Annotated in this window: 11 protein-coding genes and 1 tRNA gene; 10 read left to right on the plus strand and 2 right to left on the minus strand. The window is 66.1% G+C overall.

The features are described 5' to 3' along the window. The first annotated feature begins 6 nt into the window (after nt 1-6). The 8 genes from hutC (at nt 7) to FG94_RS14735 (ending at nt 6451) form a co-directional block, all read left to right on the plus strand. Nucleotides 7-753 (plus strand): histidine utilization repressor, encoded by a 747-nt coding sequence (gene hutC / locus FG94_RS14700; RefSeq protein ID WP_051996720.1) that lies wholly within the window; start codon nt 7-9, stop codon nt 751-753. Nucleotides 754-835: 82 nt separating this feature from the next. After that, nucleotides 836-1255: a response regulator gene (locus FG94_RS14705; RefSeq protein WP_036213025.1), complete on the plus strand. Its 420-nt coding sequence runs from the start codon at nt 836-838 to the stop codon at nt 1253-1255. Between the two features lie 238 nt (nt 1256-1493). Further along, nucleotides 1494-1820 carry a thioredoxin TrxA gene (gene trxA / locus FG94_RS14710; protein ID WP_027865507.1) on the plus strand — a complete coding sequence of 109 codons (327 nt, stop codon included), beginning with the start codon at nt 1494-1496 and terminating at the stop codon, nt 1818-1820. 144 nt (nt 1821-1964) lie between these two features. Then, nucleotides 1965-3227 (plus strand): transcription termination factor Rho, encoded by a 1263-nt coding sequence (gene rho, locus FG94_RS14715; protein WP_005665081.1) that lies wholly within the window; start codon nt 1965-1967, stop codon nt 3225-3227. A 183-nt stretch (nt 3228-3410) separates the two neighbouring features. Further along, nucleotides 3411-3680, plus strand: a complete 270-nt coding sequence (locus FG94_RS14720; protein ID WP_036213036.1) for a type B 50S ribosomal protein L31 — start codon at nt 3411-3413, stop codon at nt 3678-3680. Between the two features lie 127 nt (nt 3681-3807). Beyond that, a complete protein-coding gene (locus tag FG94_RS14725; protein ID WP_036213043.1) occupies nt 3808-5529 on the plus strand; it encodes a glycosyltransferase family 39 protein in 1722 nt (573 codons plus the stop codon). 247 nt (nt 5530-5776) lie between these two features. After that, the gene (locus FG94_RS14730; RefSeq protein WP_027865504.1) at nt 5777-6244 is read left to right on the plus strand and encodes a hypothetical protein; all 468 of its coding nucleotides are present in this window, start codon (nt 5777-5779) and stop codon (nt 6242-6244) included. 122 nt (nt 6245-6366) lie between these two features. Then, nucleotides 6367-6451 (plus strand) — tRNA-Leu (locus FG94_RS14735). 111 nt (nt 6452-6562) lie between these two features. Here the strand turns inward: FG94_RS14735 and FG94_RS14740 are convergent. After that, on the minus strand, nt 6563-7351 hold the full coding sequence (locus FG94_RS14740) for an ABC transporter substrate-binding protein (RefSeq protein WP_229445953.1): 789 nt from the start codon (nt 7349-7351) through the stop codon (nt 6563-6565). A 262-nt stretch (nt 7352-7613) separates the two neighbouring features. Between FG94_RS14740 and FG94_RS14745 the strand changes: the two genes are divergently transcribed. Together FG94_RS14745 and FG94_RS14750 are read left to right on the plus strand one after the other, a co-directional pair. After that, nucleotides 7614-10931, plus strand: coding sequence for an MHYT domain-containing protein (locus tag FG94_RS14745; RefSeq protein WP_036213046.1), 3318 nt, complete (start codon nt 7614-7616; stop codon nt 10929-10931). Between the two features lie 20 nt (nt 10932-10951). Further along, a complete protein-coding gene (locus tag FG94_RS14750; RefSeq protein ID WP_036213050.1) occupies nt 10952-11944 on the plus strand; it encodes an HD-GYP domain-containing protein in 993 nt (330 codons plus the stop codon). A 137-nt stretch (nt 11945-12081) separates the two neighbouring features. On the opposite strand, the gene FG94_RS14755 is transcribed toward FG94_RS14750, so the two are convergent. Continuing rightward, a complete protein-coding gene (locus tag FG94_RS14755; protein WP_036213053.1) occupies nt 12082-13251 on the minus strand; it encodes a glycosyltransferase family 4 protein in 1170 nt (389 codons plus the stop codon). Nucleotides 13252-13257 lie beyond the last annotated feature (6 nt).

Consider the following 13257-nt stretch of genomic DNA (forward strand, 5'->3'; position numbering starts at 1 on the left):
GGCTGCATGCCGCTTCAAACCTTCCCGGAGAGTAGTTTGGAAGAACCGATCACGCAAGACAGCACCCCCATTTTCCAGCGCATCAAGGATTACCTGGTCGGCGAGATCGCCTCGGGCCGCTGGAAGGAAGGCGACCTGGTGCCTTCCGAGCAGGCGCTGGTGCGCCAGTTCGGCGTCTCGCGCATGACCGTCAACCGCGCGGTGCGCGAGCTCACCGCCGAGCAGGTGCTGACCCGGCGCCAGGGGTCCGGCACCTATGTGGCGCCGCAGAAGTACCAGGCCACCCTGGTCGAGATCCGCAACATCGCCGACGAGATCCGCGCGCGCGGCCGCGCCCACCGCAGCCACCTGCGCCTGCTGCGCGCCGAGATCGCCACCGACGAGCTGGCGGCCGAGTTCGAACTGGCGCCCGGCGCCACGCTCTACCATTCGATCATCGTCCACTTCGAGAACGACGTGCCGATCCAGGTCGAAGACCGCTGGGTCAACCCGGAATGCGCGCCGCGCTACCTGGACCAGGACTTCAGCGCCATCACCCCGAACGAGCACCTGATGGCGGCCGCGCCGCTGCAGGGCGCCAGCTACACCATCGAAGCCCAGCCGGCGCCGGGCGAGGTGGCGCCGATGCTGGCGATCGGCGAAGGCCAGCCCTGCCTGTTGCTGCACCGCCGTACCACCTCGGGCGGACGGGTCGCCTCGGTGGCCACGATGTGGCATCCTGGCCACTTGACGCGCTTTACCGGCAGCGTTTGAGGCGGAAGCTGTTCAATATCTGCACGGGACCGGAAAAATTCGCCATAATGGCTCGCTTCCGAATGCCGCCCATCTTCCCCGCATGAAGCCGCCCTCTTCTCCCGCACCGCATGCCGCCCCACGCCGCGTGCTGCTGCTCGACGACGACCGCTTCATGCTCGACGTGCTGCGCGAGATGCTCGACATGGTCGACGAGACTGGCGGCAGCGGCCGCTTCGACGTCCATGCCGAGTGCGACGCGCGGCGCGCGCTGGCGGTCCTGCCGCGCCATGCGCCGGATTTCCTGATCTGCGACCTGGCGATGCCGGAAATGGACGGCATCGAGTTCCTGCAGGCCGCGGCCGGCCAGGGATTCAGCGGCCGGGTGATCCTGGTCTCGGCGCTGGAAGACGGCGTGCGCGACGCCGCCACCGAGCTGGCGCGCGCCCTCGGGCTGCGGGTGGCGGGCGCCTTCCGCAAGCCGCTGGCGATCGAGCAGCTGCGCCTCGCGGTGCAATGTTGAGATTTTGTACAAGGCGACCCACACTTTTTGAAAAAATGGGGTATTATTCGGCACATCCCCGCCTGACACCCCCTGCCGTTTTTCCATATTGAATTTTGCACACAGTGCCTCCACCATTGTGTAGCAGCTAATTATTTGATGAGAAGCGCGATGAGCAGTACGCGCAGGCCGGCGGGACCACGCCGGATCGGCACAGGCCGCCAGGCGTAACTTGATCCTTACCTCTTTTGAGGAACATATGAGCGAAAACATTAAACACATCACCGATGCAAACTTCGATGCCGAAGTGCTCAAGTCCGAGCAACCGGTCCTGGTCGACTTCTGGGCCGAGTGGTGCGGCCCGTGCAAGATGATTGCACCGATCCTGGAAGAAGTCGCCCAGCAGTACGCTGGCAAGCTGGTGGTGGCCAAGGTCGACGTCGACGCCAACCAGGCCGTACCGGCCCAGTTCGGCATCCGCGGCATCCCAACCCTGATCCTGTTCAAGAACGGCGAAGCGGCTGCGCAAAAAGTCGGTGCCATGGCCAAGGGCCAGCTGGTTCAGTTCATCGACAGCAATATCTAATACTGTTAACATGAGCGGCGGCAGCGCGCCCGCGCTGCCGTCATTGTCGGGAAGCTGACCGGCTCCGGTGCTTCCCAGCTTACATAAACCCACGTAGTTCCCTCCCCTACCTTTACTTTCCCGTCACGGGACACCCACACAAACATGCATTTATCTGAACTGAAGGCAATGCACGTCTCCGCGCTGCTGGAGATGGCAATCGGCCTCGACATCGACAACGCAGCCCGCCTGCGCAAACAGGAACTGATGTTCGCGATCCTGAAGAAGCGCGCCAAGCAGGGCGAACAGATCTTCGGCGACGGCGCCCTCGAAGTCCTGCCGGACGGCTTTGGCTTCCTGCGCTCGCCGGACGCCAGCTACATGGCCTCGACCGACGACATCTACATCTCGCCGTCGCAGATCCGCCGGTTCAACTTGCATACGGGTGACTCGATCGAAGGCGAAGTGCGTACGCCGAAGGACGGCGAGCGCTACTTCGCGCTGGTGAAGGTGGACAAGGTCAACGGCGAATCGCCGGAAGCCTCGAAGCACCGCATCCTGTTCGAAAACCTGACCCCGCTGCACCCGAACGAGCCGCTGCGCCTCGAGCGCGACATGAACGGCGCCGAGAACATCACCGGCCGCATCGTCGACCTGATCTCGCCGATCGGCAAGGGCCAGCGCGGCCTGCTGGTCGCTTCGCCGAAGTCGGGCAAGTCGGTCATGCTGCAGCATATCGCCCACGCGATTACCGCGAATCACCCGGACGTGACCCTGATCGTCCTGCTGATCGACGAACGTCCGGAAGAAGTGACCGAGATGCAGCGTTCGGTGCGCGGCGAAGTGGTCGCCTCGACCTTCGACGAACCGGCCACCCGCCACGTGCAGGTCGCCGAGATGGTGCTGGAAAAGGCCAAGCGCCTGGTCGAGATGAAGAAGGACGTCGTGATCCTGCTGGACTCGATCACCCGCCTGGCGCGCGCCTACAACACCGTGATCCCGGCCTCGGGCAAGGTGCTGACCGGTGGTGTCGACGCCAACGCCCTACAGCGTCCGAAGCGCTTCTTCGGCGCGGCGCGTAACGTCGAGGAAGGCGGCTCGCTGACCATCGTCGCCACCGCCCTGATCGAGACCGGCTCGCGCATGGACGACGTCATCTACGAAGAATTCAAGGGCACCGGCAACATGGAAGTGCACCTCGAGCGCCGCCTGGCCGAGAAGCGCGTCTACCCGGCCATCAACCTGAACAAGTCGGGCACCCGCCGCGAGGAACTCTTGATCAAGCCGGACCAGCTGCAAAAAATCTGGATCCTGCGCAAGCTGCTGTACTCGATGGACGAGATCGAGGCGATGGAGTTCATCCTCGACAAGATGCGCGCGACGAAGAACAATGTCGAGTTCTTCGACATGATGCGCCGCGGCGGTTAAATCCCGTAGCACATCGCGCGACAAGGGGCGGCCTGCGGGCCGCCCTTTTTCTTGCCCGGAGCGCCGAAGCGGCTTATAATCGCCGGTTCAGTCCAACCCCTGGCAAGTGATCGGCAATCGGGTCAAGAAGCAGGACGACCGACGAAGTGCCGTTTGGCTACCAACCATAGAGAAAGCAACATCATGAAGACCGATACCCATCCGGATTACCGCGAAGTCCTGTTCCACGACGTGTCCTGCGACTTCAAGTTCATCACCCGTTCGACCATCAACACCCGCGAAACCGCTACCTACGAAGGTAAGGAATACCCGCTGGTCAAGATCGAAGTCTCGGCTGAATCGCACCCGTTCTACACCGGCAAGCACAAGATCGTCGACACCGCTGGCCGCGTCGAGAAGTTCCGCCAGAAGTTCGGTTCGGTCGGTTCGAAGACCGCGGTCGCCAACGGCTAATCTGCCCGGGCACCACGCAAGCTCCGGGTCCGCAGGGCCCGAAGTTGCCAGAAAAGAAGCCGGTATCCCCGGCTTCTTTTTTTTCGCGGCTATACTACGCGACTATTCTTTCCCGCTGCACTGAACGATGAAACCCGTCCGCCTTCCCGCTGCCGCCACACTGGCACTGCCCCGCTGGGCCCTGCTCGCGCTGGGCATGCTGTACATCCTGCCGGGCCTGATCGGCCGCCACCCGTGGAAGGAAGACGCCGGCCCCTTCGGCATCATGTGGACGATGGCGCACGGCGGCATCGACGACTGGCTGTACCCGAACATCGCCGGCCTGGCAGCCGCCCAGGAAGGCCCGCTGGCCTTCTGGCTCGGCGCGCTGTGCATCAAGCTGTTCGGCTGGATCCTGGGCGACGTGCTGGCCGCGCGCGTCTCCACCATCGGCATCTTCGTCACCGGCGCCATGTCGCTCTGGTACACCGCCTTCCACCTGGGCCGCCGCGCCGAAGCACAGCCGCTGCGGCTGGCCTTCGGCGGCCAGCCCGAGCCCGACGACTACGGCCGCACGCTGGGCGACACCGCGGTGCTGATCTACCTCGGCTGCCTGGGCCTGCTGGTGCAGAGCCACCTGACCCTGGCCGCCACCCTGCAGGGCGCCCTGCTCGCCTATTTCCTGTACCGCGCGGTGCGCTACGTCGAGACCTCCTCGACCCGCAATGCCGTGCTGGTCGGCCTGTCGCTGGGCGCGCTGGCCCTCACGCGCGGCGTCGTGGTGCCGGCGGTGCTGGTGCTGGCGCTGTATGCCTGCACCCGCTACCTGAAGCTGGCGACCCGCGACAGCCTGCGCCACCTGGCCATCGCGGCAGGTGTCGGATTTCTTATCACCCTGGCCTGGATCGTGCCGGCAGCAACGGTCCAGCCTTACGGCCTGTCGCCGGTCGGCGAGTGGCTGGACTGGAATGCCGGCCAGCTCGCGCTACCCAGCCTGGCATCGCTGAAGGGCTTCTTCCGCATCGGCGTGTGGTTCTTCTGGCCGGCCTGGCCGTTCGCCCTGTGGGCGATCTGGGCCTGGCGCCGCCAGCAGCACCTGCTGCACATCGTGATGCCGGTAATGTTCTTCGTCGCCCTCGCGCTGCTGCTGCTGTGCGACCCGGAGCCGGAAAACAGCGACTTCCTCAAGATGCTGGCGCCGCTGGCGCTGATGGCCGCCTTCGGCCTGCCGACCATGAAGCGCGGCGCGATCAATGCGATCGACTGGTTCTCGGTGATGGTGCTGACCATGCTGGGCGCGCTGGTGTGGCTGTTCTGGATCGCGAAGCTCACCGGCTGGCCGGCCCAGCTGGCCAAGAACGCGCTCAAGCTGGTGCCGGGCTTCAAGCCGGAAGTCGGCATCATCGCCTTCCTGGTGGCCGCCGCGACCAGCGTCGGCTGGATCATGCTGGTCCACTGGCGCCTGTCGCGCCAGCCCTCGGTGCTGTGGCGTGCGGTGGTGCTGTCCTCGGGCGGCCTGATCCTGCTGTGGGTGCTCCTGATGACCCTGTTCCTGCCGGACCTCAACTACAGCAAGAGCTACGCCGGCGTGGCCCAGCAGATCGCGGCAACCCTGCCGCATGACGCGGACTGCATCGAAACCAATGTGAATCCCGCCCAGCGCGCCTCGCTGGCCTATTTCGGCCGCCTGCCCTTCACCACCCTGGCGGGCGGGCGCTGCAACTATGTCCTGCTCCAGGACAGCATCAAGAACCGCGACGACGACAAGCTGGCGCGCCGCTACGGCGTGCGCGGCAGCACCGTGCTGTGGGAAGGCCGGCGCGCCTCCGACCGCGACGAACGCTTCCGGCTGTTCCAGCGCAGCCGCTGATTCCTTCCTCCTGACTGTTTCCTTGCAGGCCGCCGGCATCCCAGCCGGTGGCCTTTTCGTTCTGGCACGATTCCTGCATCTTTTTCACCGGTGCGCAGCACACCAGCCTGATGTGAGAACCTATGTATGCAAGATAGCGCGCTTGAGCGGAGTCAACTGCCCCGTAAGCTAGACCGGCACAATAAAACAGGTCGTTTTTTGTTGCCATGCGGGCGCAACCAATCGAGCAGCGCTGCGAGGAGATACCATGAAAAGCGTTACCTTTTCGGAAATTGTTCGTATTCGCGAGCGGCCTTTCTTCCTGCGTTGCCCCGCTACCTGGCGGCAGCTGTTCCCATGGGTCCTTACCATGGCTGTCGGCCTGCCGCTGCTGATGCTGGTGCTGCACCTCATCGACCCGGAAACCCCGCTGCCCTTCATCGTGCTGCCGGCGCTGGTCGGCGGGCTGATGCCGGTGGCCATGATGGGTCCGGGAAGCTTCGAGATGCGCACCCGCTTCGACGCCCATCACATGATCAGCACGCTCGACGAAGCGCTGGTGTCGCTGGGCTACCGGCGCACCAGGTCCGATGCCGACCGCATCAGCTACTTCCGCCCGCTGCCCTGGCTGCGCGGCCGCGAGGGCTCGATCGAAGTGGCGGTGCAGCCGCACACGCTGCAGGTGGTGGGCCCGGTAGGCAGCCTGAGGCTGCTGCAGCAGCGCATCTCCTGCTGATTGTGTGGGGGCGACGTCGCTACGGGCCGCAACCGGCCCGTAACAGGGTTCGTCGCCGCAATACTTTCGCCGGTGCTGGTCATCCGTGCAATCGATGTGCTAAGATGCGCGCCTGCTATTGGGCCTCTGTGGCGGAATTGGTAGACGCACTTGACTCAAAATCAAGCGCCGAAAGGCGTGCCGGTTCGATTCCGGCCGGAGGCACCACCCACCAGCATGGCAGTGACATTGACCTGTCCCTCGATTTGTCCGACATTTCCGTCGGAATAATTTACACCTCAAAAAACTCTGCCACCGGCCAGGCCATGCGGGCGAGCATTACGGCTGCCTGATCGGCCCACCCCAGTTCTCGTAACTGCGCTCGATCCGCCGCGCCGTGCCGTCGCGCGCCATGGCTTCGAAGGCCGCATTCAGGCGCCCCACGACGGCATCCGGCACCCCGGGGTTGCAAGCCAGGTAGAGCTCGATCCGGTTGAACACCAGCAGCGGCACGATCTTCTTGTCGTAGCCATAGCGGGACAGGATGGTGGTGCCGGTGCGCAGGCTGGCGGCCCACAGGTCGATGCGGTCGAGCAGCAGCTTGCCGGCGTTGGCGAGATCCTCGTTGGCGGCGTCGACCCGGAAGCCGCGTGCCCGCAGGTAGGCATCGCGGGCGTCGCCGTTGTAGGTGCCGATGCGCAGGCCGCGCGCATCCTCGAGGCTGCGCAGCGTTAGCTTGCTGTCGGCGCGCGCCATCATGACCCACTCGGCAACCGCGGTCGGCCCCACCCATTTGAACAGGTTTTCCCGCTCGGGCGTACGCGAGGTCGAGTACACGCAGGCATCCGGGCGTTGCTGCGCAGCCAGGTAGGCGCGCTTCCAGGGCAGCAGTTCGATGCTGTAGTCGACGCCGGCGCGCTGCATCGCTTCGCGCACCTTGTCGGTGGCGATGCCGGTCACGCGCGTGCCCTCCAGCATGCTCGACGGCGCCGAGGTCTCGGTCGTGATGTAGAGCCGAGGCCGGGCGGCAGGCGCCGTCCAAGCGGCGGCATTGGCGGCATTGGCGGCACTGGCAGCGCTGGCAGCGCCGGCTACCGCGAATGCTATCGCGAGAATTCGAGTAAGCAAGGTTCTTCCCTGGCTGGATCGCCTGCGCATTGCGCTATCCACACGCGCTTGTATTGATTTATCAATGCAGAGTAGCACTACAGGGAATTTTTCCGCAATGCATGTCGGTACAGTAGCCGTGAGGGTGGCGCCTGCGCTACAGAAATACGGGTCAAACCCGCATGATGCCTGCCTTCAACGAGACTTTCCTCTGCGAAAATGAGATACTGCTGAGACCTTTCCCGGGCGCTTTTCACTGCCCAATCACCGCAAAAGCCGCCCCATGCTGCAATTATTTTCAGTTCCGGACGATCCGTCGCTGCTCACCTTTGGCGCCTATGAACCGCGCTTTGTCCTGCTGTCGGTCCTGATTGCCATTTTCTCGTCCTGGATGGGCTTGCAGATCGCCGGCCAGGCGGCCGCCAGCCGCAGCCACCGCGTGCTCGTGCTCGGCAGCGGCAGCCTCGCCCTCGGCGCTGGCGTCTGGGCCATGCACTTCATCGGCATGCTGGCGTTCAACCTGTGCACGCCGATCACCTATGACCCGATGACCACCATCCTGTCGGCGCTGCCCAGCATCGGCGCCTCGGCGGTGGCCTTGTCGCTGATTTCGCGCCAGCGCCTCGGCCCGGTCGGCCTGCTGGTCGGCGGCGTGCTGGTCGGCGCCGGCATCGGCGTCATGCATTATTCCGGCATGGCCGGCATGCAGATGCGCCTGCAGCTGCGCTATGACCCGGCCATGTTCGCCCTGTCGATCGTGGTGGCGGTGGTGCTGGCCACGCTGGCGCTGGGCGTGCGCTTCGGCCTGAAGCGCTTCCGCTCGCTGAGCGAATCGCGCCGCCTGCTGCTGGCGGCCATCGTGATGGGCTGCGCCATCGCCGGCATGCATTACACCGGCATGGCCGCCGCGCGCTTCGTCGGCCAGGCCGACCCGGCCGGCGCCGGCTCCTCGAACAGCGACTTCCTGGCCCTGGCCATCTCGCTTATCACCATGGTCTTCACCGGCCTGGTGGTCGCGGCCAACGGCCTGCTGCGCTACCGCATGATGTTCCTCGAGCTGCGCCGCAGCGAAGCCTGGATGCGCGCCCTGCTCACCACCACGGTGGACGGCGTGATCACGATCGCGCGCGACGGCACCATCACCGAATTCAACGCCTCGGCCGAACGCATCTTCGGCTGGCGGCGCGACGAGATCGTCGGCCGCAGCGCCAGCCTCCTGATCGCCGACGACGACGCGCCCTCGCACGACGGCCTGCTGGGCCTCATCACCGAAGGCTTTACCCCGGCGATGTCGGGCAGCAGCGAGATCATGGGCAAGCGCAAGGACGGCAGCCTGGTGCCGATCCGCCGCGCCATCGGCCATGCGCGCCTGGACAAGCAGGACCTGTTCGTCTGCTTCATCACCGACATCAGCGAGCGCCGCGCCATCATGCAGGCGCTGCATGCCAGCGAAGCGCAGTTCCGCTCCCTGATCGCCAACATCCCCGGCATTTCCTTCCGCTGCACGCTGGACGGCCAATGGCCGATGGTCTTCATCAGCGACGCGGTCGAACGCGTCACCGGCTACCCGGCGGCCGACTTCCTGGGCGACCATCCGCGCCGCCTGTTCGGCACCCTGATCCACGCGACCGACCGCGTGCGCGTGAACGAAGAGCTGGAAGCCGCGCTGCGCGAAGACCGCCCCTACCTGGTCGAATACCGCCTGCTGCACAAGGACGGCAGCGTGCGCTGGCTGTGGGAGAACGGCAGCGGCGTGCGCGACGACGAAGGTACGGTCACCTGGCTCGACGGGGTCATCCTCGACATCACCGAGCGCCGCCAGATGGAAGACGCGCTGCGCGACGCCAAGGACAAGGCCGAGCAGGCCGCCGCCGCGCGCGCCACCTTTGTCGCCAACATGAGCCACGAGATCCGCACGCCGATGAATTCGATCCTCGGCTTCACCGACGTCCTGCTCGACGGTGAGCTGAACAAGGAACAGCGGCGCCACCTCGACACCATCCGCAGCGCCGGCCGCGCGCTGCTGCGCCTGCTCAACGAGATCCTCGACACCGCCAAGCTGGAAAAGGGCGCGGTGGAGCTGGAGCAGAACGACTACAACCTGCTGTCGCTGATCGACGAGCTGTCGTCCACGCTGGCCGCGAATGCGCGCGCCAAGGGCCTGCACCTCGACATCCACTACGATCCGGCGCTCCCGACCGGCCTGCGCGGCGATGAGCTGCGGGTGCGCCAGGTGCTCACCAACCTGCTCGACAACGCGATCAAGTTCACCGAGAAAGGCACCGTCACCCTGCGCGTGCGTGCCGAGGGCGACCAGCTGTGCATCATCGTCAGCGACACCGGCATCGGCATCGCGCCGGAACGCCTGCAGGCGATCTTCGATCCGTTCACCCAGGCCGACGCCTCGATGACGCGCCGCTTCGGCGGCACCGGCCTCGGCACCACCATCAGCAAGCAGCTGGTCGAGCTGATGGGCGGGAAGATCTGGGCCGAGAGCGAACTCGGCAAGGGCACCAGTTTCCACGTGCATCTGCCGCTGGTGCTGGCGCGCTTCGCGCAGCAGGCGCCGCGCGTGCGCAGCGCCGCGGTGTTGCCGCCGCTGCGCGTGCTGGCCGCCGACGACGTGCCGCAGAACCTGGAGCTGCTGCAGCTCCTGATGGCGCGCCGCGGCCACACGCTCACCGCCGTGGCGGATGGCGCCGCGGTGCTGGAGCAGGCCAAGGAAGGCGACTTCGACCTGGTGCTGATGGACTTCCAGATGCCGACCCTCGACGGCCTCTCCGCTACCCGCGCGATCCGCGCCCACGAGGCGGCGACGGGCAAGCGCCGTACGCCGGTGATCGCGATGACCGCCAGCGTGCTGGCCGAGCACCGCCGCGCCAGCGTCGAAGTCGGCATGGACGGCTTCGCCACCAAGCCGGTCGACTGGTTCACGCTGTCGCACGAGATCGCGCGCGTGCTGGGCCTCGACCAGCAGCAGGCCGACAAGGACGCGCTTGCGCTGCCTGCCGCGGCGCGCGAGGTGCTGAACCGCCGCGCCGGCCTGCACCGCTGGGCCGACAAGGCCGACGTGTATGCCGAGGCGCTCGATCACTTCGGCCGCCAATACGCCGACCTGGCCACCACGCTGAAGATGCATGCGGCGGGCGGCTCGCACCAGCAACTGCGCATGCTGGCGCACAAGGTGCGCGGCGTGGCCGCCAACATCGGCCTGGAACAGCTGTCGGACGCGCTGTCCAGGCTCGAGCAGGCCACCAACACCGTCCCGACCGACGAGCGCGAAGCCGCCCAGGCGCTGGAGACCGCCAACGCCGCACTGGTCGACGCGCTGGCCGCGATCCGCGCCGGCAGCCCGCAGCCGACCGTGGCGCCCGAGGCGGCGCCCTATGACCTGGCGCGCGCGCGCCGCGCCGGCGGCGTGCTGCTGCAGGCGCTGCGCCGCGGCGCCCTCGACGATGCCGCCCTGTCCGGCCTGGCGGCGGCGCTGGCCGGCCATCCGGTGGCGCCGCGCGTGGCCCAGATCCAAGGCGCGATCGGCGACTTCGAATTCGACTCCGCCCTGGAACAGCTGGAGGCCGTGATGGCCACGCTGGAAGAATAAGTTTTACAGGATTGACGAGCATGACCCAACCGAACAACCGGCCGCTGATCCTCGCGGTCGACGACGAAGCCAGCAACCTGCAGCTGCTGCGCCAGATCCTGCAGGACCACTACCGCCTGCTGTTCGCCAAGGACGGCGCGCGCGCGCTCGAGCTGGCGCGCCAGGAACGTCCCGACCTGGTGCTGCTGGACGTGATGATGCCGGGGATGTCCGGCTACGAAGTGTGCGCCTCGCTCAAGTCGAACCAGGATACCGCGGCGATTCCCGTGATTTTTGTCACCGCGCTCACCGACACCGCCGACGAGCTGGAAGGCTTCGAGGCCGGCGCGGTCGACTACATCACCAAGCCGGTGAGCCCGCCGATCGTGCGCGCGCGCGTGCGCACCCACCTGTCGCTGGTGCGCATGGAAGAGTTGCGCGCGACGCGCCTGGAAATCGTCCAGCGCCTCGGCCTGGCCGCCGAATACAAGGACAACGAGACCGGCCTGCACGTGATCCGCATGAGCCACTTCTCGCGCATCCTGGGCATCGCCGCGGGCATGAGCGAGGCGGAAGCGGACGATCTGCTGCACGCCGCGCCGATGCACGACGTGGGCAAGATCGGCATTCCGGACCGCATCCTGCAGAAACCCGGGCCGCTCGATCCGGACGAATGGAAGGTGATGCAGAGCCACGTGACGATCGGCGCCGAGATCATCGGCGAGCACGAAGGCGGCATGCTGGCGCTGGCCGCGCAGATCGCGCTGACCCACCACGAGAAGTACGACGGCAGCGGCTACCCGAACGGCCTGCGCGGCGAAGACATCCCGCTGGTCGGGCGCATCGTGGCGATCGCCGACGTGTTCGACGCGCTGACCTCGAAGCGGCCATACAAGAAGGCCTGGACAGAGGATGAAGCGCTGACCTTCCTGCGCGAGCAGAAGGGGCGCCATTTCGATCCGGCGCTGGTCGACCTGTTCCTCGAACAGATGCCGGCGGTACGGGCGGTGCAGCAGCGCTGGGCAGAAGCCTAATCAATACAAGCGACCAGGGTTTGCGTAGGGTGGGCGGGTCTCCCGCCCACGCGTTCAACTCCCCTGTTTATCGGCGCGATATGCCCCGGTCAACTATCACCGCGTGGGCGGCAGAGCCGCCCACCCTACAACTGCGTTCATCTGGTCGGCGGCACGCCCGCCAGCCCCACGCTCTCGCGCGCATTCGCGGTGGCCTTGCGCGCCACCAGCTCCTTGTACAGGTCGGTGTAGTTGGCCGCCATCTGCTCCGAGGTGAACAGCTCGTGGTAGCGCTGTTCCGCGCGCACGCCCATGCGGCGCGCCATCTCGGTGTCGTTCCACAGCGCCTGCAGCGCGCCGCGCAGCGCCGCGGCGTCGGAGGGCGGCACCACCAGCCCGGTCTCGCCATGCTGGTTGATGTAGGTGGTGCCGCTGCCGATCTCGCAGGAGATCATCGGCTTGCCGTACATCGCCGCTTCCAGCAGCGAGATACCGAAGGATTCCGCCCGCAGGTGCGAGGGGAACGCCATCGCATGGCACAGGCTCAGGAGCGCCGCCTTGTCGGCGTCGTCGACGCTGCCGGTAAACACCACGTGTTTCAGGCCGAGACGCGCCGCCTGCTCGCGCAAGGCCTGCTCTTCCGGTCCGGTGCCGACGATGACGATCGGGTAGTCCAGGCCGCGCGCCGCTTCCAGCAGGACGTGCAGGCCCTTGTAGTAGCGCAGCACGCCGACGAACAGGAAGAACTTCGGACCGAGCTTGGCGCGCCAGTGCGCCAGGCGGCACAGCTCGACGTGCGGATAAGTCGACTTGTCCAGGCCGTAGGTGATGATGCGGGTCTTGTCGCGGTAGCGCTGCAGCACGTTCGAGGAAGCCAGGTAGTTGGGCGAGGCCGCGACCACGGCATCGACACTGTCGAAGAAGCGGTACTTGAGCGGCTGGTACAGGCGCAGCAGGTGCTTCTGGCGCACGATGTCGGCGTGGTAGCTCACCACGGTGGGCTTGTCCACGCGCGCCATGAAATGCGCCAGGTCCATGAAAGGCCACGGGAAGTGGTAGTGGACCACGTCGGCCTCGCGCGCCATGCGCGACAGCGCGCCGATCGCCTGCAGCGAGCAGGCATTCGAGGCGATCTCGAAGTTCTGCGGCACGCGGTGCACGGTGTGCCCATCAAGCGTATAGGGCGCCAGGTCTTTCTGGCGCGACAGCGACAGCACGGTATTGTTAACGCCCAGGCGCGTCGTGCCGACGCACAGCTGGCGGATCACCTGTTCGATGCCGCCAAGGGAGTCCGGATAGTACGTCTTGTAGAAATGAAGGACACGCATGTTGGA

The sequence above is a fragment of the Massilia sp. LC238 genome, from assembly GCF_000735635.1.
GTDB lineage: Bacteria > Pseudomonadota > Gammaproteobacteria > Burkholderiales > Burkholderiaceae_D > Telluria > Telluria varians.

Bases quoted from the DNA above. Each gene is read 5' to 3' on its own strand.
- FG94_RS14720 (WP_036213036.1), top strand. From the start codon at position 3,411: ATGAAGACCGATACCCATCCGGATTACCGCGAAGTCCTGTTCCACGAC.
- FG94_RS14725 (WP_036213043.1), top strand. From the start codon at position 3,808: ATGAAACCCGTCCGCCTTCCCGCTGCCGCCACACTGGCACTGCCCCGC.
- rho (WP_005665081.1), top strand. From the start codon at position 1,965: ATGCATTTATCTGAACTGAAGGCAATGCACGTCTCCGCGCTGCTGGAG.
- FG94_RS14730 (WP_027865504.1), top strand. From the start codon at position 5,777: ATGAAAAGCGTTACCTTTTCGGAAATTGTTCGTATTCGCGAGCGGCCT.
- trxA (WP_027865507.1), top strand. From the start codon at position 1,494: ATGAGCGAAAACATTAAACACATCACCGATGCAAACTTCGATGCCGAA.
- FG94_RS14750 (WP_036213050.1), top strand. From the start codon at position 10,952: ATGACCCAACCGAACAACCGGCCGCTGATCCTCGCGGTCGACGACGAA.
- FG94_RS14755 (WP_036213053.1), bottom strand. From the start codon at position 13,251: ATGCGTGTCCTTCATTTCTACAAGACGTACTATCCGGACTCCCTTGGC.
- FG94_RS14745 (WP_036213046.1), top strand. From the start codon at position 7,614: ATGCTGCAATTATTTTCAGTTCCGGACGATCCGTCGCTGCTCACCTTT.
- hutC (WP_051996720.1), top strand. From the start codon at position 7: ATGCCGCTTCAAACCTTCCCGGAGAGTAGTTTGGAAGAACCGATCACG.
- FG94_RS14705 (WP_036213025.1), top strand. From the start codon at position 836: ATGAAGCCGCCCTCTTCTCCCGCACCGCATGCCGCCCCACGCCGCGTG.